The sequence below is a fragment of the Brumimicrobium sp. genome, from assembly GCA_023957385.1.
Taxonomy (GTDB): domain Bacteria; phylum Bacteroidota; class Bacteroidia; order Flavobacteriales_D; family Crocinitomicaceae; genus Brumimicrobium.
Genome location: JAMLGZ010000001.1, coordinates 1853946 through 1879536, shown reverse-complemented (window position 1 = coordinate 1879536; position 25591 = coordinate 1853946). Strand labels below are relative to the sequence as shown.

At 32.0% G+C, this 25591-nt stretch carries 23 protein-coding genes; 15 read left to right on the top strand and 8 right to left on the bottom strand.

Annotated elements, in window-relative coordinates; all coding sequences use genetic code 11:
• Positions 1–7 precede the first annotated feature (7 nt).
• Together M9897_08250 and M9897_08245 are read right to left on the bottom strand one after the other, a co-directional pair.
• Positions 8–484: a DUF4442 domain-containing protein gene (locus M9897_08250; GenBank protein MCO5268871.1), complete on the bottom strand. Its 477-nt coding sequence runs from the start codon at positions 482–484 to the stop codon at positions 8–10.
• Positions 474–1445, bottom strand: a complete 972-nt coding sequence (locus tag M9897_08245) for a nitronate monooxygenase (protein ID MCO5268870.1) — start codon at positions 1443–1445, stop codon at positions 474–476. Before M9897_08245 ends, M9897_08250 begins: the two co-directional genes overlap by 11 nt.
• Positions 1446–1608: 163 nt before the next feature.
• On the opposite strand from M9897_08245, the gene M9897_08240 reads away from it, so the two are divergent.
• The 4 genes from M9897_08240 (at position 1609) to M9897_08225 (ending at position 7816) form a co-directional block, all read left to right on the top strand.
• Complete coding sequence (locus M9897_08240; protein MCO5268869.1) at positions 1609–3489, top strand: type IIA DNA topoisomerase subunit B; 1881 nt, start codon at positions 1609–1611, stop codon at positions 3487–3489.
• A gap of 3 nt (positions 3490–3492) precedes the next feature.
• Positions 3493–6408 (top strand): DNA gyrase/topoisomerase IV subunit A, encoded by a 2916-nt coding sequence (locus tag M9897_08235; GenBank protein ID MCO5268868.1) that lies wholly within the window; start codon positions 3493–3495, stop codon positions 6406–6408.
• A 16-nt stretch (positions 6409–6424) separates the two neighbouring features.
• Positions 6425–6826, top strand: coding sequence for a cupin domain-containing protein (locus tag M9897_08230; protein ID MCO5268867.1), 402 nt, complete (start codon positions 6425–6427; stop codon positions 6824–6826).
• Between the two features lie 264 nt (positions 6827–7090).
• Positions 7091–7816, top strand: coding sequence for a hypothetical protein (locus M9897_08225; GenBank protein MCO5268866.1), 726 nt, complete (start codon positions 7091–7093; stop codon positions 7814–7816).
• A gap of 17 nt (positions 7817–7833) precedes the next feature.
• Here M9897_08225 and M9897_08220 read toward each other — a convergent pair whose 3' ends face one another.
• From M9897_08220 to M9897_08205, 4 genes are read right to left on the bottom strand one after another with little or no spacing between them, the layout of a single operon-like run.
• The gene (locus M9897_08220) at positions 7834–8325 is read right to left on the bottom strand and encodes a DUF456 domain-containing protein (protein ID MCO5268865.1); all 492 of its coding nucleotides are present in this window, start codon (positions 8323–8325) and stop codon (positions 7834–7836) included.
• Between the two features lie 7 nt (positions 8326–8332).
• Positions 8333–8869 (bottom strand): glutathione peroxidase, encoded by a 537-nt coding sequence (locus M9897_08215; GenBank protein ID MCO5268864.1) that lies wholly within the window; start codon positions 8867–8869, stop codon positions 8333–8335.
• A gap of 4 nt (positions 8870–8873) precedes the next feature.
• A complete protein-coding gene (locus M9897_08210; GenBank protein MCO5268863.1) occupies positions 8874–9413 on the bottom strand; it encodes a Smr/MutS family protein in 540 nt (179 codons plus the stop codon).
• A complete protein-coding gene (locus M9897_08205; GenBank protein MCO5268862.1) occupies positions 9394–10350 on the bottom strand; it encodes a hypothetical protein in 957 nt (318 codons plus the stop codon). Before M9897_08205 ends, M9897_08210 begins: the two co-directional genes overlap by 20 nt.
• A 58-nt stretch (positions 10351–10408) precedes the next feature.
• Here M9897_08205 and M9897_08200 point away from each other — a divergent pair, with 58 nt between their 5' ends.
• Positions 10409–11059, top strand: a complete 651-nt coding sequence (locus tag M9897_08200) for an ABC transporter ATP-binding protein (protein MCO5268861.1) — start codon at positions 10409–10411, stop codon at positions 11057–11059.
• Positions 11060–11821: a TIGR02757 family protein gene (locus tag M9897_08195; protein ID MCO5268860.1), complete on the top strand. Its 762-nt coding sequence runs from the start codon at positions 11060–11062 to the stop codon at positions 11819–11821. It abuts the gene before it with no gap.
• 64 nt (positions 11822–11885) lie between these two features.
• On the opposite strand, the gene M9897_08190 is transcribed toward M9897_08195, so the two are convergent.
• On the bottom strand, positions 11886–14858 hold the full coding sequence (locus M9897_08190) for a M43 family zinc metalloprotease (protein ID MCO5268859.1): 2973 nt from the start codon (positions 14856–14858) through the stop codon (positions 11886–11888).
• A gap of 174 nt (positions 14859–15032) precedes the next feature.
• On the opposite strand from M9897_08190, the gene M9897_08185 reads away from it, so the two are divergent.
• The 9 genes from M9897_08185 (at position 15033) to M9897_08145 (ending at position 24306) form a co-directional block, all read left to right on the top strand.
• Positions 15033–16271 carry an IS4 family transposase gene (locus M9897_08185; GenBank protein ID MCO5268858.1) on the top strand — a complete coding sequence of 413 codons (1239 nt, stop codon included), beginning with the start codon at positions 15033–15035 and terminating at the stop codon, positions 16269–16271.
• A 364-nt stretch (positions 16272–16635) separates the two neighbouring features.
• Entirely contained in the window at positions 16636–16872 is a 237-nt protein-coding gene (locus tag M9897_08180) for a T9SS type A sorting domain-containing protein (GenBank protein ID MCO5268857.1), read from the top strand.
• Between the two features lie 230 nt (positions 16873–17102).
• Entirely contained in the window at positions 17103–19142 is a 2040-nt protein-coding gene (locus M9897_08175; protein ID MCO5268856.1) for a BatA and WFA domain-containing protein, read from the top strand.
• A 1-nt stretch (position 19143) separates the two neighbouring features.
• Positions 19144–20406 (top strand): dihydroorotase, encoded by a 1263-nt coding sequence (locus M9897_08170; GenBank protein ID MCO5268855.1) that lies wholly within the window; start codon positions 19144–19146, stop codon positions 20404–20406.
• A gap of 5 nt (positions 20407–20411) precedes the next feature.
• Positions 20412–20972: a methyltransferase gene (locus M9897_08165; GenBank protein ID MCO5268854.1), complete on the top strand. Its 561-nt coding sequence runs from the start codon at positions 20412–20414 to the stop codon at positions 20970–20972.
• Positions 20973–21238: 266 nt separating this feature from the next.
• Entirely contained in the window at positions 21239–22048 is an 810-nt protein-coding gene (locus M9897_08160) for a universal stress protein (GenBank protein MCO5268853.1), read from the top strand.
• A 101-nt stretch (positions 22049–22149) separates the two neighbouring features.
• Positions 22150–23001: a S1-like domain-containing RNA-binding protein gene (locus M9897_08155; GenBank protein ID MCO5268852.1), complete on the top strand. Its 852-nt coding sequence runs from the start codon at positions 22150–22152 to the stop codon at positions 22999–23001.
• Between the two features lie 13 nt (positions 23002–23014).
• A complete protein-coding gene (locus tag M9897_08150; GenBank protein MCO5268851.1) occupies positions 23015–23446 on the top strand; it encodes a transposase in 432 nt (143 codons plus the stop codon).
• Between the two features lie 14 nt (positions 23447–23460).
• Positions 23461–24306, top strand: a complete 846-nt coding sequence (locus tag M9897_08145; protein ID MCO5268850.1) for an IS3 family transposase — start codon at positions 23461–23463, stop codon at positions 24304–24306.
• Between the two features lie 53 nt (positions 24307–24359).
• Here M9897_08145 and M9897_08140 read toward each other — a convergent pair whose 3' ends face one another.
• On the bottom strand, positions 24360–25580 hold the full coding sequence (locus M9897_08140) for a tetratricopeptide repeat protein (protein ID MCO5268849.1): 1221 nt from the start codon (positions 25578–25580) through the stop codon (positions 24360–24362).
• Between the last annotated feature and the right edge of the window lie 11 nt (positions 25581–25591).

Here is a 25591-nt window from a genome sequence, read left to right as displayed (position 1 = left end):
TGTAAAATTAACCTTTCACCTTTATCGATATCTGCATTTGAAAAATGGCAACCACTTCGTTTTCTTCATTTTTAGCTTCAACCTTAACCCATTTCTCTTGACGTTCCCTAGTGGTAAGCGCCTCTTCAAAAACGGTTTTTACAGCTAGACCTTCTTCCGAAGTAAACGTAACATGACTCGTAGCACGTTTTAAAAACTCTGCATTTACACCTTTAAAAGCAAAAGATATTTTCTCTCCTAATTGTTCCGCAAAATAAAAAGCATGGAGTCCTGCAGCAACATCAGCTCCCACAGCAAGAGCACCAAAATACATGGATTGTAAATGATTCTTAGTCCTTCTACGTAACCTGATTCGAACGACGACTTTTTTTTCATCTATATGTACCAATTTGGGTCTAACAAATGCAATTAGAGGAATTTTTACAACTCCCATTAACCACAAGAGTTTACGCATTTTATGCAAAGAGATATCTTTAGACTTCATGATATTCCTTAACTAATTGTTCAACTATCTCATGAATTGGGCGAATAGACTTAACATTTTCAATGGTTGGACCAGCACACCAAACAGTTTTATAGGTAGCGCTAAAAGCAGCCTTTTGTAAGGACTTCATTCCTTTAGCAAAAGTGAATGCTTTAAACCATTTTTTTAGTTTTTTATTTTTATTCAATATACGTTCTAACCAACTTTGTTCTGTTCCTATTTTTTGAACGTATGGAGTATTAATTACCGCACAAGGAGTTCCTGAAAGTTTGGTTGTCATTACAATATCATCTTTCCCATAGTCAATACAGGCCTGCTTATAATCATTATTCACGTCCGATTCGGTGGTTGCGATGAAAATAGAGCCAATGGAACATCCTGCAGCACCTAAACTTAATGCAGCTTTCATTTCTTTACCATTTCCAACACCACCCGCAGAGATAACAGGTATAGAGCAATTTGCTACCAATTCCGGCACTAAATCATGCATGGGAGTTGGTCCAGCATGTCCGCCCGCTTCTTTGTTAACTGCAATAATAGCATCAGCACCTAAAGCTTCCACTTTTTTAGCAAATCGCAAATCAGTCACATCACAAAAGACCTTGATTCCATGTTGATGAGCCATTTTAATAGTTTCTTCTGGAGAACCTAAGCTAGTAATGATAAAATCTACTTTTTCCTCACAAGCTGCAGCTAATTGATCTTTATAATAAAAATTACTTTTGTTGACAATTAGGTTGATTCCGAAAGGGCCGTTTACTTGCTCTTTAATTTCTCGAATGGCTTTTCTAAACTCCTCAATAGTTCTGTAATTCAAAGCGGGAATTGCTCCTGTAATTCCTGCATTAATAGCGGCAATAATCATTTTAGTGTTGGAAACTAAAAACATCGGGGCCATAATGATGGGGTAGCGAATTCCTAGTAATTCACTTAGTTGAGCTTTAATTTGTGTATTCTCCATGTTGCGAAGATAATTAAAATTAATATGTATGCATAGTAATTGATTGAAATTCATAACAAATATTAACTATGTATCGTGGATAACCTTATTTAACATGTTGGAAATATTCGAAAAAATGATTATATATTTGTTAGCTAAGCATTTTCAAACAGAATTTTAAAAAATGGCACAAGAAAACAGTTATACGGAAGACAATATACGTTCCTTAGATTGGAAAGAGCATATTCGTATGCGTCCAGGGATGTATATTGGGAAGTTAGGGGATGGTTCTGCTGCCGATGATGGTATTTATATCCTGATGAAAGAAGTTATCGACAACTGTATCGATGAATTTGTGATGGGAAATGGGAAGCGAATCGACATTAAAGTGAAAGATGGGATGGTTTCTGTTCGTGACTATGGAAGGGGAATACCTTTAGGAAAAGTGGTGGATGTTGTTTCCAAGATCAATACAGGAGGTAAATACGATTCCAAAGCCTTTAAAAAATCTGTGGGATTGAATGGGGTAGGAACAAAAGCGGTGAATGCACTAAGTAGTCATTTTATGGTGTATTCTGTGCGTGATGGAGAATTGAAAAGAGCAACGTTTGAACGAGGAGAATTAACACTAGACGCAAAACTAGAAAAGACGGATGAAAAGGATGGTACTTATGTAGAATTCTATCCAGATGAACAAGTATTTAAAAAATTCTCTTTTAAAATTCCATATATCGAAAAAATGATGTGGAATTATTGTTATTTGAATAGAGGGCTTTCTATCTATTTAAATGGCGAAAAATTTAAATCGGAAAATGGCTTAAAAGATTTACTAGAGAATGATATGGATGGAGATCCATTATATCCTATCATTCATCTGGAAGGGGAGGATATTGAAGTAGCCTTTACACATGGTAAAGGATATGGAGAAGATTATTACTCTTTTGTAAATGGACAACATACTACACAAGGAGGAACACATCATAGTGCTTTTAGAGAATCTGTTGCAAAAGTCATTAAGGATTTTTATAATAAAAATTACGAACCTTCCGATATTCGTCAGTCTATTGTTGCTGCTATTGCCGTTAAAGTTATTGAACCCGTATTCGAATCGCAAACAAAAACTAAATTAGGCTCTTTAGAAATAGAGCCTGGAGGAAAGTCCATGCGTACCTTTGTAAACGACTTCTTAAAAGTAAGCTTGGATAATTATTTACATAAACATCCTGATGTTGCTGAAATATTAGAACGTAAAATCAAACAATCTGAAAAAGAACGTAAAGATTTATCGGGTATTCGAAAATTAGCAAGAGAAAGAGCTAAAAAGGCAAGTGTTCACAATAAAAAATTAAGAGATTGTAGGGTACATCTTACTGATACAAATAATGAATTAAGAAAAGAAACAACCTTATTCATTACAGAGGGGGATTCTGCATCTGGCTCTATCACAAAATCTCGGAATGTTAATACTCAAGCGGTGTTTAGTTTACGAGGAAAACCTCTAAATTCTTATGGACTCACAAAAAAAGTGGTCTATGAAAATGAAGAATTCAATTTAGTTCAAGCTGCCTTAGATATTGAGGATGAGATGGATAACTTACGATATAACAAGATTGTAATAGCAACCGATGCCGATGTAGATGGTATGCATATTCGTATGTTATTATTAACTTTCTTCTTAAGCTTTTTCCCTGATTTAGTAAAAAGAAATCATGTATATATCCTTCAAACTCCTTTATTTAGGGTAAGAAATAAACAAAAAACAATATATTGTTATTCAGAAGAAGAGCGAATTGCAGCTATTAATGAATTAGGTAAGAATCCTGAAATCACACGTTTTAAAGGTTTAGGAGAGATTTCTCCGGATGAATTTAAAAATTTCATCGGGGAGGATATGCGCTTAGAACCTGTATTATTAAGTAAGAATTCATCTATAGACACAATCTTATCTTTTTACATGGGAAAAAATACACAGGAAAGACAAGACTTTATTATTGACAATCTAAGAGTAGAAGAAGATTTAGAGAAGGAATTGGTAAAGGCAGAAAACGTAGAAAAAGCATCATAACATATGTCAGAGGATATAAACGAAGAAGAATTAGAAGGGCAAGATCAGGAAGATCAAGGAGGAGAAGAAGACCAAAAACAAGAAAATCCTGAGAATGGAAAACCTTTGAGTGATGGAGATGATAATATTATCTCTCTATCTGGATTGTATGAAAACTGGTTCTTGGAATATGCGTCTTATGTAATATTAGAGCGTGCTGTTCCTGCACTATATGATGGATTAAAACCTGTTCAACGTCGTATTCTTCATTCCATGAAAGAAATGGAAGATGGTCGCTATAATAAGGTAGCAAATATCATTGGTAACACTATGAAATATCACCCACATGGAGATGCTTCTATTGGTGATGCTTTGGTACAAATTGGGCAAAAGGAGCTAATGATAGATATGCAAGGGAACTGGGGGAATATCCTTACTGGGGATGGCGCTGCAGCTCCTCGTTATATTGAAGCTAGGTTATCAAAATTTGCTTTACATATTGCTTTTAATAATAAAACAACTGAGTGGCTAGCAAGTTATGATGGAAGAAATAAAGAACCTGAAAATCTTCCTGTTAAGTTCCCTCTCTTATTGGCACAAGGAGCAGAAGGTATTGCTGTTGGTTTGGCATGCAAAATATTACCACATAATTTTAATGAACTTATTGATAACTCAATCAACCATTTACGTGGTAAGAAAGTGGAATTCTATCCTGATTTCCAAACGGGGGGGATGGCTGATTTTACCGGATACAATGATGGATTAAGAGGAGGGAAAATACGTGTCCGTGCTAAAATCAATATGGTAGATAAAAAGACATTGAGTATTACGGAAATACCTTTTGGTACTACCACAACTTCGTTGATAGAATCTATCTTAAAAGCAAATGATAAGGGCAAAATAAAAATAAAACGTGTAGATGATAATACGGCTGCTGAAGTAGAAATTCTAATTCACTTAGCTCCAGGTGTTTCTCCTGACAAAACCATTGATGCTCTTTATGCTTTTACAGATTGTGAAATGTCTATATCTCCCAATTCTACTGTAATTGACAAAGAAACTCCACGGTTTTTAGGAGTGAGTGAAATTTTAAAGATTAATACAGACAACACTGTACATTTACTTAAAAGAGAACTCGAAATTCGTAGAGATGAACTTGAAGAACAATGGCATTTTAGCTCTTTGGAAAAAATCTTTATTGAGAACAAGGTCTATAGCTTAATTGAGGACGAGGAAACATGGGAAGGAGTTATTTCCGCTATTGATAAAGGATTGAAACCTTTCACTAAGCATTTAAAAAGAGAAGTTACCCGAGACGATATTATCCGTTTAACCGAAATTAAAATTAAACGTATTTCTAAATTTGATGCTTTTAAGGCTGATGAATTAATTCAAAAAATAGAGGATGAACTTGTTGAGGTAAATAGAAATATTGAGAATATTATTGAATATGCTGTTGAATACTTTAAGGATGTAAAGAAACGGTTCGGAGAAGGGAAGGAACGAAAAACAGAGATACGTGTATTTGATAATATCAATGCAAAAAAAGTAATCATTCGAAATGAAAAACTCTATGTAGATTACAACGAAGGATTTATCGGCTACAAATTAAGAGGAGGGGAGTATATCCAAGACTGTTCAGAGATTGATGATGTCATTGTATTCTTTGAAACAGGTAAGATGATGGTAACTCAAGTGAGTGACAAAAAATTTGTTGGTAAAGGCATCGTACATGCTGCTGTATGGAAAAAAGGAGATAAACGAACCATTTATCACTTGGTTTATACAGATGGAAAATCCAATAAATCCTACATGAAACGTTTCTATGTAGATTCTATCACCCGAGACAAAGAATATAATTTGATTTCTAAACAAAAGAATTCAAAAATGCTATATTTCTCAGAACATCCAAATGGAGAACGAGAAGTAGTAACCATAAATTTACGTCCACGAAATCACTTAAAACGACTTCGTTTTGACATAGATTTAGGAGATCAACTTATCAAAGGAAGAGATTCTATTGGAAACTTAGTTACGAAAGAGATTATCTCTAAAGTTATTCAGAAAGAGGTGGGTGGCTCAACCTTAGCTGCCCGAAAAATATGGTATGACGATGTAGTAGGTAGATTAAATGATGATAATCGTGGAATTTTCTTAGGTTCTTTCAAGGGAAATGATAAAATTCTAACCTTATATAAAAATGGGGAATATCGTTTATCAGGTTTTGATTTAACCACTCACTTTGATGATGATATGATACATATTGAAAAATGGGAGCCTGAACATCCGATATCTGCCGTGTATTATGATACTGACAAAGAAATTCATTACGCCAAGCGTTTCCTATGTGAAGTAACCACTGATCGTAGAGTATTATTTATTCCCGAAGAAAATGCAGAACTTAATACTGTCTCTACTGCTTATCAACCTGAAGTAAAAATAATCTATAATAAATTACTTAAAACTACTAAGAACTTGCCTGATAAATTAGTCAGATTAGATGAGTTTATTGATGTGAAAGGCATGGCAGCTATGGGAAATCAATTGGAGAAATTGAAAACTAAAGAAATTATTCTAAATCATTCTATAGGTGGAAATGAACCATGGCCAAGTGATGAAAGAAAAGCTGATTTAGTAGATGAAACTGAGGAAGTATTAGATGCGCTTGATGATTTTGAATCCTCTGAAAAGAAAGAGGAAGCAGAACAAGTTAATGAAAAACCGGTTAACATAGCAAGTCAACAAACGAACGATATTAAAGATAAATCTAAAACTTCTATTCAAGGGGAAAAAGTGGAGGAGCCAGTTGTTAAACCAAAAAGTCTGTCAAGAACAAAATTCAACCCTGAAAAAGATAAACCTTCTCAAACAATAGAGTGGGATTTATTTAGCGCCAATGAAGATAAAGATGAAGAAAAATCGGAAAATGAGGAAGTATAATTTGATTAAATAAGTTATGAAAACCTTTTCTTTTTATCTGTTTTTAATCGTTTCAACTGTAGCATTCTCTCAGGATAAAATTAGCCTAAATACTATTGGTCAAGATATAGAATATGAGAATATACACTCTCAAACTCTCTTTGAGAATGAATATGCTTCATACTATTATATCTGGATTAAACAATCTGTAGCTTCCCATAAACATGTGAATCATACTGAAAGTATTTCTGTTATTGACGGGGAAGGAGTGATGACTATTGATGGAAAAAATTTCCATATTCAAAAAGGAGATTTTTTTGTTATACCTAAAAATACATTCCATTCTTTGAAAGTCACTTCTTCTGATCCTATTAAAGTTATTTCTATTCAAACACCTAAATTTAACGCTGAAGATAGAGTTTTTGAGAATAAAAAATAAGAGAATACTTTTCATTATTTCTTAGTTTCCAATTAACTATATAAAATACCTTTTATAATTAATAGTTAGCCGTTCAAATAAAAGGAAGGTAATCCTTAGTATGCTTTCTCTAATTTAGTTTGCTGGATTCATATTGTTTTTCCTTCTTTTACTTAATAACTTCTATTTAACATAATATTAATTATAAGACAAAATAATAAACCCTAGCAGAATACCTTATTAGTATATTATAAGTTAAAAACTTACATTTGAGTAATAAATTAAATGAAACGATCTTTTATTGGAGCAATGTTGCTTACTGTAATCCTTTCTTTACAAAGTTGCTCAATTCTCTTAGGTGTTGACAAAAAACCTAAATGGTATTCGGATAATCAAATAATTGAACAATCTAAGAAACATCAAATTCAATCAGAATACAGTGTTACATTAGATACTATTCGATATAAAGCAAAATTACGTGAACTTTACGCAGAGATTTTTCAGCAACTACGAAATTCAAATGTAGATTCTTCCGAATACAAAAAACAAAAAGGTATTTTTAAAGATGACTCTCAACCAGTACAATTTCGACTCTTTGATACTAAAGGAAATGAGGTCTTTAAAATAGTTAATTGCTATGTAGATAAACCAATTACAGCGGATTGGAATGTTAACGGTTGCTTTGATAGCTTTCCTCCTTATATCAATGAACCGAATTTGAATATTCATAATTATAATCTTGAATTTCTTTTAGCATGTACAAACCCATTGAATGATTCAAAACCTCTAACTAGAGAAATGCTCCCTTCAGCAGATTATTATGGTGTTATTATATGGAATGATGTATATCACAAATATTCAAAGAATTTAATCAAAATCGTGCAGAAAAGAATATCATCTGTAAACAAATCAGTTGTTTTGATCTACGTCAATAATCATAATGCAGCTATATGGTCATTGACAGATACAGAAACAAAACAAAAAATCAAAGAAGAATTGAAAGCAAAATAATTACAATTGTTATAGCTTTAATATAAAATTACTATTGCTTTATAGATAAATATACCAAAGAAAACAAGGCTTATAAGAATATTCATAAAAGTACTTTTCAGAAAACCTAAGAAAGAACCAAATGCAGCACGTAAAGAATGTCGTGTTGTTGAGCCATTAAAAATATATTCACCAAGGAATGCTCCTATAAATGGTCCTATAAAAATTCCTATGGGTGAAAAGAAAATCCCAAAAACCACCCCAATAGTTGATCCATAAGCTCCATATTTACTACCTCCATATTTCTTTGCTCCTTTAGCTGGAATGGTGAAACTAAGCACAAACATTATTAATGTGATGACAAACGTTATTCCTAGAAATAGATAATCAAAAGGAACTCCAGGTATTAAATAAAGTAATAATAAACCCAACCAACTTGCTGGTAAACCTGGTAAAACCGGAATAATACTACCTAGAATTCCAATAATACAAAGTACAAAACCTAAGGTAATTAATATGAAAATAGTCATTTGATTTTTAATTCTCTATCCACTCAATGATTTGAGGATCATTTGGAACCACCTTTGGTTCATAGATACGTTCTAGTTTTCCAGTTGTTCCAATTAAAAATTTTTGGAAATTCCAAGATACTTTACTATCCTTATACCCATTAAGCGCTCCAGTAGTTAAATATTTGTACAGAGGTTCCATGCCTTTACCTTTAACTGTAATCTTTGCCATCATAGGGAAACTCACTCCATAATTTTTTGTACAAAAAGCATAAATCTCTTCATTAGATCCTGGATCTTGACTCAAAAAATCATTAGTCGGAAACCCTAAAATAATGAAATTTTTATCTTTATATTGCTGATAAATAGCCTCTAATTGTTCGAACTGAGGCGTAAATCCACATTTAGATGCCGTGTTTACAATCATTATTTTTTTTCCTTTAAACTCTGAAAGACTTATCTTTTGACCGTCTATTGTTTCTACCGTAAAATCATAAATTGTTTTTTCCTGTGCCATAACCAAATTAGTTAAGATAAATACCATTAAAAAAAGTGCTTGCTTCATTGTTTTATATTTTATAATACATTCTAATTTCCGTTGCTCCTTTCCCATATTCTCTAAAATCAGCATCATAAAATTCCAAATTCTCTTGACCCTTTAGGAATTCTCTGATTTCATTTTTAAGTGTCCCCTTCCCTACTCCATGAATAACAATCAACTTACGAATTAGTTTTTGACGAGCCGCTTGAAAGAAGGTTTTAAATTCGATTAATTGCCTTTGAAGTAATTCACCACTATCCATTCCCCTTTCTGATTCCATAAAAGAATGTGTGTGTAAATCTATTTCCCAATACTCCTTCCCTTTTCGAATATGATTCTCATTTGTTTGAAACGTAGTCTCTTTTGTAATATTATATGCATCTATAGCGCTAAATTGGGATATAGATTTCATATCTCCTTGAATTTTAACCAACTCATTTTCTGCATATTCCATAACAAATTTAGAAGAAATATCTTCTACCATTACAAAATTACCTCTACAGGATTTCACTATCCCATAGCCACTATCATGCAAATAAGAGACTTTTTCACCTATGCTGAAACGCATGAATGATTGTATTAAAATCAATAGAATAAATAGCGTAGAAAGATGCAAGAATACTACCTAACCATAAAAAAACCACAAAGGATTTAAATAACATTGAAGCATCACGCTTCATTGGAGGAAATAAAACACTGTCAACCTGTTTTGCTACAAGTTGGTCGTATTCTTCTCCATCGTCATATTCTTCAATCTGAGTCAAAACAGGATTATATTCTTTAATGATAGCTTTCATTTTAGAGTATGTGGAATCAGGTAAATCTTCATAATTTGATTCATAATCAACTTCTTCTTCGCGTAAACTCTTTCGGATTAAATATAGTTTATGTTGACTTTTAATCCTTAATCCTAGCAATACTCCAAAAACAGTAACTACCCAAGAGTTGAGCAATAACCCAATAACCATAAAAGACAGAGAGGATAGTATTGAAAATATGAGTTGAGAAAACTCGTAATTACTAAAAAAGAGATTACGCATTAACTGTCCACCATCTAAAGGTTCTATGGGTACTAAATTTAAGACATTAAGCAAAATGAGTATTACCCCCAGTTGAATGGTGATTGGATGCAATTCAAACCACGGATTTATTAATAAAAAAACACCTACTAAAATACCTGGAATAGGTCCTGCCAAAACCATAATAGAGCTTTGGACTTGTGAATATATTTTTTTCTTTCCTGAAACCATAGCTCCCATGAACGGTATAAAAAGCATATTAAGTTCCTCATATTTAAAGATTTTCATCATAATATAATGTCCTCCTTCATGAAAAATTAATACACCAAGTAAAAGCGAGATGAGATAATAATCGTTTAAAATAAAAGAAAATGTGAGAGCAAATAGTACAATAGAAAATATAGTGACTGCAATGTGTCCCGTATTCTTTTTTCGAATTAAAATTGGCTTCCTTGGATAATGGGAATCTATATTTTCTATATTCATAAAACAAATTTACAACAAAGAGATAATAAACCCAAATTATATATTAATTTCGCTTGATATGATTGAGGTCAAAAATATTGTTAAAACTTATGAAAAGGTTAAGGTTTTACAGGGAATTGATTTGAATGTTAAAAAAAGTGAATTAATTTCTATTGTAGGAGCTTCCGGTGCTGGAAAATCAACTCTTCTTCATATTCTGGGTACTCTTGACAAGCCAGATTCAGGTGAGTATTTAATTGATGGTGTAAATCCTTTCTTATTAAGTCAAAAACAACTTGCTAAATTTAGAAACGAATCTATTGGGTTTGTGTTTCAATTCCATCAGTTACTTCCAGAATTTACTGCACTCGAAAATGCAATATTACCTGCCCTAATAAAAGGTGAAGATAAAGCGAAAGCAGAAATAAAAGCTAAGGAGTTATTTAGCTTCCTCAATCTGTCTAATCGCGATGAACATAAGCCTTCTGCCCTATCGGGTGGTGAACAACAACGTGTGGCGGTAGCAAGAGCGCTTATCAATAATCCTAAAATTATTTTAGCAGATGAACCATCTGGAAATTTAGATACAAAAAATGCAGAAGAATTGCATCAACTATTCTTTAAATTACGTGAATCTTTTGGTCAAACTTTTATTATAGTAACCCACAACTCTCATTTAGCTGATATTTCAGATAGAAAACTCGAAATGGCTGATGGTAAATTTATATAAATGATTTACAGAGAATTAGAAGAGTTGTTTGAAGTAAAATTCAAGCAATATAATACCCCTGATTTTATTCAAAACGATCCTATTTCTATTCCGCACCAATTCTCTATTCAACAAGATATTGAGGTTATAGGTTTTATTACTGCTATTATTGCTTGGGGGAAAAGAGCTATGATCATCTCTAATGCTGAAAAATTAATTCAATTAATGGATTATCAACCCTATAACTTTATATTAAACTACCAAGGGCAATTTAAAGGCACTAAAGCCTTTAAGCACAGAACGCTAAATAGTGATGATTTAGATTTTATCTGCCGTTCTCTGCAGAGATGTTATTCTTTACATAATAGTCTGGAAGCATGGTTCTATCTCACCAAGAATCAGAAGGGAATCAAACAAAGAATCATTAATTTTAGAAATGAATTTTTAGTTATAGAACATAGTTCTCGCAGCGAAAAACATATAGCTAATCCCGAGAAAGGCTCTGCTGCAAAACGTATTAATATGTTTCTTAGATGGATGGTAAGAAAAGATACTAATGGAGTTGACTTTGGATTATGGGATTCTATACAAATGTCTGAACTCTATATTCCATTAGATGTACATACAGGAAATACAGCTCGTAAATTAGGCTTACTCCATCGTAAACAAAATGATTGGAAAGCTTTAGAAGAAATCATGACACATCTACAAAAATTAGATCCCAAAGATCCAAGTAAATATGATTTTGCTTTATTTGGCTTAGGTATAAATAAAGAAGTATAGAATCAATATTAGTATTCAAAAAAAAAGCCCTGAAAAACAGGGCTTTAATGTGTATTCAAGAAATTTATTTCACTACTACAATTCGTTGTGTATATGTTCCAAACTCACCTGAAACGCGAACTATATATGCTCCACTATCTTTTCTTGACAAATCTAGTTGTGTTTCTAATTTCTTAGTTTGATTATACTTCTCAGAAATAATAATCTCTCCTATTAGGTTATAAACTTGAACGGTTAGATTTTGATCATTAGCAAACTTACCATTTAATTTAAAAATACCTGTTGAAGGATTTGGATAGATGGTAATGTTTTGTCCATCACTCTCTATAGCAATACTTGAAGTAGGGTTAACCGTAACTACTATAGTTAGAGTTTTCTCGCAACCATTTGCATCCACAATATAAACAATATAGGTAGTTGTCACAGTAGGTGAAACGTTTACAGATGAACTTGTAGAGAATGGGTTTGTTTGTCCTTGTTCATACCATTCCCAAGTTGTACCACCATTTGCTGTTAAGGTTACATTATCACCAGAAGTTATTGTAACAGCCGTTCCAGGAGAAACTGTTGGATTAAAGCTATTTAAATTAGCAATAACCACATTAGAAGTATCAGCACAATAATTATCCTTTACAATAGTAATATAGGTTCCTGCTGATAAATTGGTGAAGTTATAAGGAGCTGTATTAACAAAAGTAGCTCCATTATTAATACTTACACTATAAGGACCTCCATTACTACCAGCAATATTTGTTACTGTTATAGAACCATCAGTTTGATCACAATGTGCATCCGTTTTATTTACTGTACGCGTAATTTTAGGTTTAATTATTAATGTACCAGTTTTAACATCTTCCAAACAAGAACCATGAGCGTGTAACTCTACAGTCCATGTTCCTACAGGTAAATTATCAAAATACAAATCTCCTCCATCCCCATAATAAGTATTACTTCCTGAAATAAAACGCCACTCATAATCTGTTGTATTAGTTGAGGCGAAACCATTTGCATTTACTAGAGTATTCAGACAAGTTTGTGTCGGCGTGATAGTCATACTAGCCACTGGTGCTGGCCCGTTTGATAGTAAAGCATCCATGATCATAGAAACATTGGAACCACCATTGAAAATTTCATCTGTTCTTTTCCACCCATAAGAAGAGCCTAAATAACATGCTGTAGTAGCATTCCCTGAAGGTCTTGCACTAAAATCAGTTGTTAAGAATGCTAATGTGTCAAAAGGAGCTGCTGTACTCCACTCCATGCCAATCCAGAAATCTCCACTTACTGTAGGTGTAGTTGGAAATTCAATGATATTCCAATATAGAGGATCCAGAGAAGAAATTGGCTTAGTTACAGTAGCTATTGCGGTACCTGGATATCCAGCATTATCTTGATACACTTTAAATGAAATATCATTAGCTGCACCCATATCAGCTGCTTTCATTACAGCCAATCTTACCGCCCTTAATTGAGAAGATGTGGTAGCTGTATACTTTTCAGCAACTCTTGAAATTTTAATAGCACCATTATTTAAAGTTGCATTACCAGGATAATAGCCAATCTCATTAGTTATGCTGTAATAAGAAGAATTATTAAATTCAGCTGCCGTATAATTTCTCAAAGTGTCACAAGCAGTAGAACCACCTCCTGAAGCAATAACATTAATATAATTGTTTTTTGTCTTTGTGTTATTTCCTGAACCGTTAGTAGCGGTTAATGCAATTGTGTATTGTCCAACATTATTAAACTGTACTTTAGGGTTTTGAGATGTTGATGATGTACCACCCGTATAACTCCATCCTGTAGCAGGTGAAATACTCCATGACCATGATGTAGGATAGTTTGTACTTAAATCAGTGAAATTAACAGTACCTCCACTTACTACTGTTGTTATATTTGCAGTAAAATCTGCCACTGGTGGCACTGGATTCACTGGAGTACATGCATTACTACTTGCTAAAGATAATCTTGAACTAGCTAGAACACTTCTCATCAAGGTAGCTTGATTTGCTGTAAACATAACTGTACAGTTGCTATAATCCATGAAGTTTTCATATTGAGTTTGTGTTCCTGAACAAGTTTGTTGATTTCCTGAGCATGAACCGGAGTAATTGAAAGATGGTCCAGCTGTTTTTGGTGTATCGGCTAATCCATCATTACCATTACTACAACCTTGCCCATCATAATTTCCCCATGTGTGAGGTAGCCCTAAATAGTGACCAACCTCATGGGTTAATACACGACCGGGAACATACATCCCCATATCATAATCTATCACAATTCCATCAATAGCAGCTGGTGGTAAGGAACTTGTAGTAGCTAAATAGGCATAACCTGCGATTCCATATCCTGCTCCATTAGAAATATTAGCAATCCAGACGTTCAAATATTTTGTTCTATCCCAAGAAGGAGTACCACCAGTAGCTGTATATTTCATGTCATTTTCATTCGTGTTCGGGTTGAAATAATTTACAGTCGTTGAAACTCTATGAACTCCAGGTTCTGATAATGGATTACCCAATGGATCGCGTTGTGCTAAACAAAAATTAACATCAACATTAGCCGGCACAAATCCATAGCTACCACGAGCATTAGATGCATCTGCATTTTGTAATTGATAATCTTGATTTAGTTTATTAAATACAGCCATGATTTGTGCATTAGTTACATTTTGTGCTGCTGTTTTATAAACCACATGAAAAATCACTGGTATCGTATATTGTACCTTATCTTCTACTCCCTGATTTGCCATAGCTTCTTGAACTCCTTGTTGATAAGCAGCTTGGAATTGCTCCTTGAGTCCATTAGCAGTTAAGTATTTATCCATAATTCCATCTGTAGCACATGGGGTGCCATCATGATGTATGTGAGTGTTGGGATCGCTATACTGTTTCGTCTGAAGCGACTGGACAGATTGATTCACTTTTACTTGCTGTCTTTGAGAAGAAATTGCTTGTTGTGAAAAGCTAATAGATGTTGCAGTTAACATCAATAAACCTAGCGCTATACTAAGTAAATAGTTCTGTTTTAGTTTCATGAGAGTTCTAGTTATTTGGTTTTAAAAACAATTATACAACAAATTTTTAAAATTTCAAAACCTACTTATTAATTTTATCATAACTATCCGAAACTTTTTCAGAAAATCATATTAAAAATTAAAAAACCGAAACAGTCTTCTTAAATTTGAAAATCACGACAAAATTCAAATGAAATGGGACTGTTTCGTAGGAACAAAAATAACAATAAGCCTGTAATTCGTCAAATTATTGACTTAATTCCTCAACATTTATTAGCAAGAGTTATTCAACAGCATAATTCTGACAAGGGATGCCATAAATACAAGACTTATGACCAACTTGTTGCAAATTTGTTCGGACAGCTGTCTCGATGTAGTACTTTAGAGGATATTTCTGTTGGTATTGGTGTGTCGAAAACCTTTATTCGGGACTTAGACTTAAAACAAAGTCCTGCAAAATCAACGATGAGTGATGGGAATAAAAAACGTAGCCACAAAGTCTTTGAGAGTCTGTATATGAGTTTGTTAAGCTACTACGGTAATTTATTGAAAAGACATACTCATCGAAAAGTAGTAGAAGAAGTTAAAAATCAAACTATTCTTCTTCGTGATAGCAGTACAGTTAGCGTGTGTCTAGGGCTTTTTGATTGGGCAAAGTTTCGGACAGCAAAAGGAGGAATTAAAATCCATACGCAATGGGATGAGGCGATGATGATGCCTAACCTTGTGAATATCACTAATGCATCTATTCATGACAGAAAAGGATTTGAAGAAATTGTTTTCCCAAAGGATACGATTATTGTTGAAGATAAAGGATATTGGGATTTTAACATCATTAAAGCTAGGGTGTTGTCCCAAAATGTTTTTGTTACAAGAATAAAAGAAAACACTGTTTATGAAGTAGCTGAAGAATTAGATCTTCCAGAAAATGAGGATCAACATATTTTAATAGACGAGATTATTTATTTGACAGGACAAAAAGCAAAAGAAGTTGGGATAAATCAAATGAAATTCAGAAAGGTTGTAGCCTACCATGAAGAGAAAAATACAACGATAGAAATTATAACTAATAATCTTTCTTGGAAAGCTTCAACAATTGCAGAACTATACAGAAGGCGTTGGGATATAGAAACTTTCTTCAAGCTTTTAAAACAAAATCTCAATGTCAAAACTTTTATAGGAACTTCTGAAAATGCAGTAAAATCACAAATATTTATTGCATTAATTACCTATTTACTACTTGAACTTTTACGAAGAGTTGGGGTGTCAGGGAAAACGGCTTTTTCAAACTTTGTAGAAAAAATAAGAATTTGTCTGCCATTCTATCTTTCCTTAGATTATGTTATAAATACTATCCGACCGATTGTCCAAAAAGCAGAGAAACCTCCTCCAGAAGATGATTTGTGGACAACGGTACAACTCCAAATGTTTTAACTGTTTGACTTTTTTTCTCACATTATGATTATTGACTATTACAAATAGGACGATACAGGATGTTTTGTATCAAATTTTAAAAAACTTTCGGATGAATGTGTAATTTTATAGGTATAAATCTCAAATGTGATGTTACCTAAATATTCACCTAAAATTTATATATATAATTGATATTAATACAGATACATACATGATTTTTTATTTTTAAATAACCATCTTATAAAAAGAAAGCACTAATTCAGTAAGTAATATCAATACTGGACTTTCTTATTATAAGCTACTTTCTGTTGATTTTAATGGATTTGTTAGTGAATATGGTCCTATTTCAGCTAATTGTGAATATGATAATGTCTCATGGTCAATCATGCCAATACCTGTGGTTGATGATGCTACAATTACAATACTAACAACTCAAGAAATGAATGAGGAACTACAAGTTTTTGATGTATCAGGTAAATTGGTAGAATCAAAGTTGATTCACTTAGATTTGGGAAATAATTCTGTTAAAATAGATTTGACAAAATTAACTAAAGGGATTTATACGCTTAATATGAAGGGATTTAACAATCAATATAGACCTATTAAATTTGTGAAATTTTAGATTTCACAAATTTAGATTGAGCAGAATAATAACAATAGAGCCATTCACAAACATTGTTTTACCATAAATTTTGGTGAGTGGACTTATGTCCATCTATTTAAAAATAATACATTTTTTATTACCTTGTTGTAACTCTTACTATTAGAAAAATCCACCAAATGTTTATTATTTGAGGAAAAGTTTTTGCATAAAAAACATCGATTGCGTCTATTTATTATAAATTTGACCTAATGAAATTTGTACATCCAAATATTCTTTATTTTCTCTTATTGTTAATCATTCCGATTATCATTCATCTTTTTAATTTCAGACCTTATAAGAAAATCTATTTTTCTAGTTTACAGTTTATAAAGAAAATAGACAAGGAGACTAGTACTACAAAGAAATTACGTCATTATCTTATTTTAGCATCTCGGCTTTTAGCTTTTGCTTTTTTAATCATTGCCTTTGCCCAACCTTATAAACCAACTTCTCAACAAAATTCTGATTTTGGAAATATCATTCCTATTTACTTAGATAATTCCTTCTCAATGTCAGCAAAAGGAAATAATGGAGATTTATTAAATCAAGCAAAAAGCACTATTCATAGATTGGTAGAGGAATTTCCGATAGAACAGCGTTATATGCTAGTGACCAATGCTATGTCAGGCGATGAATACAAGATAATTTCTCGCGCAGAATTAGAAGATAAACTTGAAAATATATCTCTTTCTCCTCTTTCCAAGCCACTTCTAAGCCCTCTTGAAAGTATTCACGAATATTTTACATCTAATTCTATTGAAGGGAATCATCATTATTTTGTTATTTCAGATTTACAGGAAAGAAATTTAATTAACAAGGGGAATATAGATACTACAGCATTTTTCTCTTTTATACAAATTAGGCCACAATCGACAAAAAACTTATACATTGACTCAGTTTGGTTTGATCAGCCATTTAGAAAAGCGAACACAAACAACATCTTGTATATAAGAGTGCAAAATACAGGTGATTCAAAGTTAGAGAATATTGAATTATCACTTAATATCAATGGAAATAATAGGCAAACTTTAGCAGATATTGAAGCAATGGGAAGTACAATAATTTCTATGAATTATACTGATAAAACACCTGGAATTAAAGAAGGATATGTTGAAGTGATTGATCCAAATATATATTTTGATAATCGCTATTATTTCAGCTATGAAGTAAAAACTGAAAATAATATTATCATTATTAATGGAGATAACTCTCACCCCTACCCTTCCTTGGTTTATAAAGGCGATGATTATTATAATATACAACAAATCTCTGTGCAACAAATCAAAATAGAAGAGCTAAACAGAGCTAATCTAATAGTATTAAACAGTATAGATAAAATTAGTTCTGGACTTATTCCTCAATTAAATCAATTAGTTAACAAAGGAATATCCGTATTAATAATCCCCTCTTCTCAACCTGATATATCTTCCTACAATGAATTGATGACTACTTTCAAATTACCTTTATTTAAAAATATAGCTTCTCAAGAAATAAGAGTAGGAAAAATCAATATCCAAAATCATTTTTTTGATGGAATGTTTGATGAGAAGATAAATAAGTTACGTATGCCTCCTCTTAAAAATTATATTTCCTCTACAAACTATACGAACGCTAATTATATGTCTTTAATTGATTATGAAAATAATCTACCTATGCTTGTACAAAACGCAACTAATAAGAAAGTCTTTGCCCTATACACTCCTATTGATCCAAATTTTAATGATTTTGGAAAGTCTGCCCTATTTTCATCTGTTCTACTGCGAATTGGTGAAGTAAGTCAATCTACTTCACAACTCTCTTTAGTCATTGGTTCTGAAGATAATTTTATTTTGAACACTAAGTTGCAAGCCGAGAAAGCAGTTATTCTAAAGAAGGGAGATTTTGAGTTTATTCCAGAAATGAGCATGAATTCTGAAGGAATCATGTCAATTTCGGTTAGGAACATGGAAAATAATGGGCAAATAGAAGATGGTATTTATACCGTACGAAATAACGAAAAAGAATTAGGTAAATTAGCTATGAATTTCAATAGAGTAGAATCAGATATGAAATATGTAGATGAGTCAGATTTACAAAATTACTTGTCATCTATACATATTCTAAACTACGAGACCAAGGCAATAAAGGATTTAAATGATATTCAACAAATGCCCTTAAAAAAACCAAACGAATATTGGAGAATTCTTTTAATTTTGGCATTAGCATTTTTCCTTGCTGAAATGAGTTTAATTAAATTTTGGAAGATATAAAATGAAAGTATTACTAAAGAAAGTTACAATCTTAGACAAAAAGTCAACGTATTATAACCAACAGAAAGATATTCTTATTTCTGATGGGAAATACAGTAAAATCGCAGATAACATTCAAGATAAAGAAGCTAAACAGATCACAAGTAATTCCTTATTTATTTCGCAAAGTTGGGTTGACCTTAAAGCTGATTTTAATGACCCTGGACATGAATATAATGAGGATCTAAACTCCGGATTAAATCTTGCAGCGAATTCAGGATTTGGGCATATATATCTCGTTCCTACCACCTCTCCTATTGTTGATAATAAAGCTCAAGTTAATTATATTTTAACTAAAAATGGGCGACATATTGTTGAACTACATCCTATGGGAACGATTACTAAGGAAGGTAAAGGTGAGAGTCTATCAGAAATGTATGATATGTTTCAAACAGGCGCTTCTGTTTTTACAGATAATACTTCTTTCTTATCATCAGGCATCTTATATAGAGCACTTTTATATGTTCAAAATTTTGGAGGACAAATTGTATCTTTTCCTCAGGATAAATCATTGAGTTACCATGGTCAGATTAATGAAGGTATTGCTTCATTAAAAACAGGGTTAAGAGCTATGCCATCTGTTGGAGAGCTTATTCAGGTGCAACGTGATCTAAGCATTTTAGAATATACTGAAGGTAAATTACACTTCTCTGGAATTTCTTGCGCCGAATCACTAAATCTAATCCGCAAAGCAAAAAAGAAGGGCTTACAAGTCACATGTGATGTATATGTAAATCACTTACTATTTAATGAGACTGCTACACTTGGATTTGATACAAATCATAAAGTATTTCCTCCATACCGAACAGAAGAAGATCGTAAAGAGTTATGGAAAGCAATCTCAGATGGAACAATAGATTGTATTGCATCTAATCACCAACCTAAAATAGCAGATTATAAAGATATAGAATTTGATAATGCTGATTTTGGTGTAATGAGTTTGCAAAGTTTTTATGCCTCATTAGTTGACCAGAATTTAAAACAACATGCAGATTTTATTGAAAAAATATCTTCCAAGCCTAGAGAAATTCTTGATTTTAAAGAAAATACAAGTATTAATCTTGGTAATTCTGCAGATTGCACTTTATTTGATCCAACAATTACTTGGGAGTTAAATGAAACCACAAACCTTTCAAAAAGTATTAATTCTCCATTCTATAATAAGAAATTAAAAGGGAAAGCTATTGGAATAATTAAAAGAAATACAGTTCATTTAAATAAGTAAGTATTTTGAAAAAATCAAAAAATAATTTTCTTAAGGAATTTCTAAAAGATAGCAAGACGGTTGGTTCTGTAAGACCAAGTTCACCTGCTCTTACTAAAACAATGTTAAACCATATAAACTTTAATTCCGCAAAAATAATTGTTGAATTTGGTCCCGGAACTGGTGTGTTCACCCGAAAAGTAATTGAGAATTTAAAATCAGACACAGCATTTTTTGTATTTGAATTACACAAACCTTTCTTTGACCTATTACAAGAAGAGTTTTCAGAGTTCAGTAATGTACATTTAATAAATGATAGTGCCTTGAATATAGGAAAGTATATAACAGAGACCGAAGATAGTGTGGATGTGATTATATCTTCTCTTCCTTTATCCAATATTGATAATCATATAGCAAATCAAATATTATTAATCTCTAAACAGATAATTAAGCCTGAAGGAAAATTCCTTCAATATCAATATTCATTAAATTACAGGAAGAGATTAAAAAGAATTTTCAAAGAAGTAACTACTGAATTTACACTCAATAATCTACCTCCAGCATTTGTGTATTCTTGTACAAAATAAATAGCCCAGTTAAACCAGGCTATTTCATATAGATCTCATTAGTAGAAATGTGATTTGAATAAAAGACGTATCTTTCTTGAAATAGGTTGCTTAATTTTTTAACATTTATTAGCAGAAATCAGTAATTCACTCAGAGACAGCATATAAAAATAATATTTTTAATTAACCTTTTAGACTAATTGAAGCGAATAAGATTTATAATATGTTTTCTTTTATCAGAATTAATTTCATATATTTGAACAAAATGAACAAACTATTTCAACTGCATGAGTGCTAATTTATATATTGTCCCTTACGATTTTACAAGTGTCGGAGATGCTGCGCTAAAAACAGCTTTATTCTTAGCAAAACCACGTAAAACGGCTATTCAGTTATTGAATATAGTCAGCGAAAAGTCAAAAGCCCAGGAGACACTTAATCGTTTAAATGAAGTAATAAAAAATCTAGATTTATCCATAGGAAGTGTAGAAGTAACTCCAAATGTAGTTATTGGAAATATTTTTGAAGATATCCCAAAAGTAGCAAAAGAGCACGATGCTAGAATCATAATAATGGGAACACATGGAGCAGTTGGTATGCAAAAAGTGTTTGGTTCCTTCGCTATTAAGGTTCTAAGTAATTCCGATATCCCTTTTGTTATCGTTCAAGAAGGAGGAGTTCTTGAAAAATTAGAAAATATTGTTATTCCAATAGAAATATCGAAGGAAAGCTTACAGATTCTAAATGTTGCCGGAGAAGTAGCACTTACGTTTGATAGCAAAATACACGTTATTGCTGAGTATGAAACCGATGAACGACTAAACCAGCAATTAAAAGTACGTGTATCATTAGTAGAAAAACACTATAAAGAAAAAGGAATAGACGCAACCGTGCATATTATCAAAGAAAGAGGGTCTTTTAACCAAAATATAATAAAATATGTTATGGCAAATAATGGTGATATGATAGCCCTCTCCTATTTTACCTCAAGTATATTGCCTCAATTTGAGAAATTCACACAAAACGTTATAACCAATGATAAAAAAATACCTTGTTTGGTTATTAACGCAAAGGCAAATTCATTCTTTTACTTCTAAAAGAATACAAATACTTTGAGATTACTCAAAATCTTATCTGAAAGAAAGTAAAACTTTTTTTCTAACAATCTTCTATTACCTTTGCAGGAAGAAAATCATTTATGAAATATATTGGTGAATATATAGAGCTTGAAATCAATCGATTTACGAGTGTAGGCGCTTTCTTAACAGATAATAATGACTTTGAAGTCTTACTTCCAAATAAATATCTAACAGATGAAATGGAAGTTAATCAAACGATAAAAGTATTTGTCTATAATGACTCTGAAGATAGACCAGTGGCAACCACAGAAACACCAAAAATAGATCTCAATGAATTTGCATTTCTAAGAGTTAAGTCCGTTAATAATATCGGAGCATTCTTAGATTGGGGTTTAGAGAAAGATTTGTTAGTTCCCTTTAAAGAGCAACTCGCCAAAATGAATGAAGGAGGAGTTTATTTAATTAAACTATTATTGGATAAAGAGACCAATAGACTCATTGGTTCAGCAAAAGTCAATCGCTACCTTAACAAAGATACTTCTGCTTTATCTATTGGCGAAAAAGTAAATCTTTTTATTTGCGAAAAAACAGATTTGGGAAGGAAAGTAATCATTAATGGAGAATTTTCTGGACTTCTCTATCATAATCGAATTATCAAAAACATCAAAGAAGGAGACCAAATAGATGGATATATCGAATTTATCAGAACAGATGGTAAGATAGATGTCTCCCTCACTCCCATTGGGATTGAGAAGTTTGAACAATCCACTGAAGAAGTATTGAAATATATTCAGAAAAATAATGGTGTCATTTATATTACTGACAAATCTGATTCACAATTAATTCAGGATGAAATAGGAATGAGCAAAAAACTTTTTAAAAAAGCAGTTGGAAACTTATACAAAGCTAGGAAGATAATTATTAAAGCAAATTCCATAGAACTGTCTTGTCCTAACATAGCGTTACACTAAAAAAAGTAATGTTATGGATAAATCTAAAAATCAGTACATTAAACGTACACAAAAAGATTACAGCATGTCTTTTAAATTAGCTGTAGTTAAAGAAGTTGAAAGCGGAGAAATTAGTACCGAAGCAGTAATGCGAAAGTACGGTATACAATCTCATAGTACAATTTTAAATTGGAGAAGGAAATTTGGTATCTTTGATTTAAAAAACAGTTCTAATTCTATATTTATGAAAACACCACAACAAAGAATCCAAGAGTTAGAGCAGAAATTACGGTTATTGGAATCAAAGAATGATTTCTTAGAGGAACAATTAATGAAAGCCGAGGATAAAGCTTATATTTTGGATAAGCTTATAGACATAGCAGAAAAAGAATATATGCTTCCTGTAAGAAAAAACTCCTTCCCCGATCAATCAAAGAAACAAACAAAGAAAGGCAAAGGTCAATAGGCTATCTTTGTGGATTGGTCGGGATAAATAGACAATACTATTATCGTAGTTTCTGGCTTATAAATGAAAAACGAGAAGTCGCTAGCCAAGTTATTGAAATGGTTAATAATGTACGTATAAAAATGCCTAGAATAGGTACTAAGAAGCTTTATTTTCTTTTAAAAGAAGAATTAAAAGGTCTTCATGTGGGTAGAGATAAACTTTTTGATATTCTTAGAGCAAATCATATGTTAGTAATTCCAAGGAAAAACTATCATATCACAACTAATTCTCATCATCGATTTCATAAATATAAAAATATTGTAGAGAATTTAGAAATAACAAAACCAGAACAAGTATGGGTATCAGATATAACTTATATTGAAGGAAGAGGTAATGGTTATTTAGCTCTAGTAACGGATGCTTATTCAAAGAGGATAATGGGGTATGATTTATCAAATAGCCTTGCAACAGAAGGTGCTTTAAGAGCTCTTAAAATGGCCTGTAAAAATCGTATATATAAGAATCATCCTTTGATTCATCATTCTGATAGAGGAATACAATATTGTAGTAATAAATATCAAGAATGTCTTAAAAGGAAAAATATTCGACCTAGTATGACTGAAAGCTATGATCCGTATGCAAACGCGGTAGCTGAAAGAGTAAATGGAATATTAAAGGATGAGTTTTTATTGGAAAATTATAAAGCTGATATTCAAACAATGAAAAAAATTGTAAAAGAATCTATTGAAATCTATAATAACCAAAGACCACATCTGTCATGTGAATTGTTAACACCAAGTAAAATGCATATGCAAAGAACTATAAAAAGAAAAACTTATAAAAAAACTTCTGTGAAGCTAGCTTCACAGAAGTTTTAATTATTTTTGTTTAAAATATGTAACGCTTATTTAGGACGATACATATTGAAATATTATTCTCCACCAGCTTCATCAGCTCTTCTCTTATATTCCATAGCTTTCTCAGTATTACCTGCATTTCTATGTACTTGGAAAAGAACTTGTAAAACACCTACGTTATTTGGATCTTGTTGAATATATATTTCTAATGGAGCAATTGCTTTTTCATACATTTCTTTAGCTCTTTGACTTACAGCTTCGTAATCGGGGTCATTAAAATCCATTTGGCCTGCTTGAATTTTTAGCTTTTCTCCTCTTCCTAAATAAAGAACACCTAAGTTATAAGCAGCTTCAGCATAATTAGGGTCAATTTCCAATGCTTTTAGAAGGTTTTTTTCTGCCTTTCCGTATAATTCTTCTACCTCGTTAGATTTTTCTTGATATCCTGGAGAAGTTACAGTCATAGTAGAAAATGATTCATATGCCTTATCTGCTTGATTTAAGAAAATAGACCCCATATTGGAGAATAATACTTTATTAGTAGGCGCAGCCTCAGCAGCTCTATTGAAAAACTCTTCAGCTTTAACAAGGTTATCCATTGATAATGCTAAATTCACACCATCAATAGCTAGCTCTTCACTTTTAGGGAAAATTTCCATTGCTTTACTTATAAATTCGATAGCTCTATCCAATGAATCCATCTGTTTAAGTGTATCAACTTGATGTCTAGCAGAAATTATAGAGTTAACTTTCATATTTTCTTTGTCTGTATCTATACCAGAAATATCTTTAATCTTGTATGCCATTGCAAATCCTGCAAATGCCATATCATATTTCTTTTGTTTATACATCATTTCACCAATCATGACTGCTTGAGAAACTCTACCGTTAAAGAAATCAGTTACTTCTATTTTCCATTGACTTTTTTTGGAAGCAATGGCAACAGAGTTTTTGATTACACCTTCAATAGAATCATTTTGATATACTTTTAAGTCATCATATTTACCCATACCTGATAATTCAGCTAAGCAATAATTGATTATAGCATTATAATAATGAGCCTTTTCATCATTTTTGGTTGTTGCATCTTGCATCGCTAAATCAATATACTTTTTAGCACTGAGCAAACTATTTTTAGCATCATCAAATTTTTGCATCATCAGTGATGGCTCGTATTTTTTATATTCAACTGCAGCAGAAACAACATTTGTTTTTTGAGCCATTACAGTATTGAATGAAATAAGGGAGATTGTTAACAACCCTATCTTTCTCATATTTCTTATAAAAAGTTTCATTTTTTTTACGT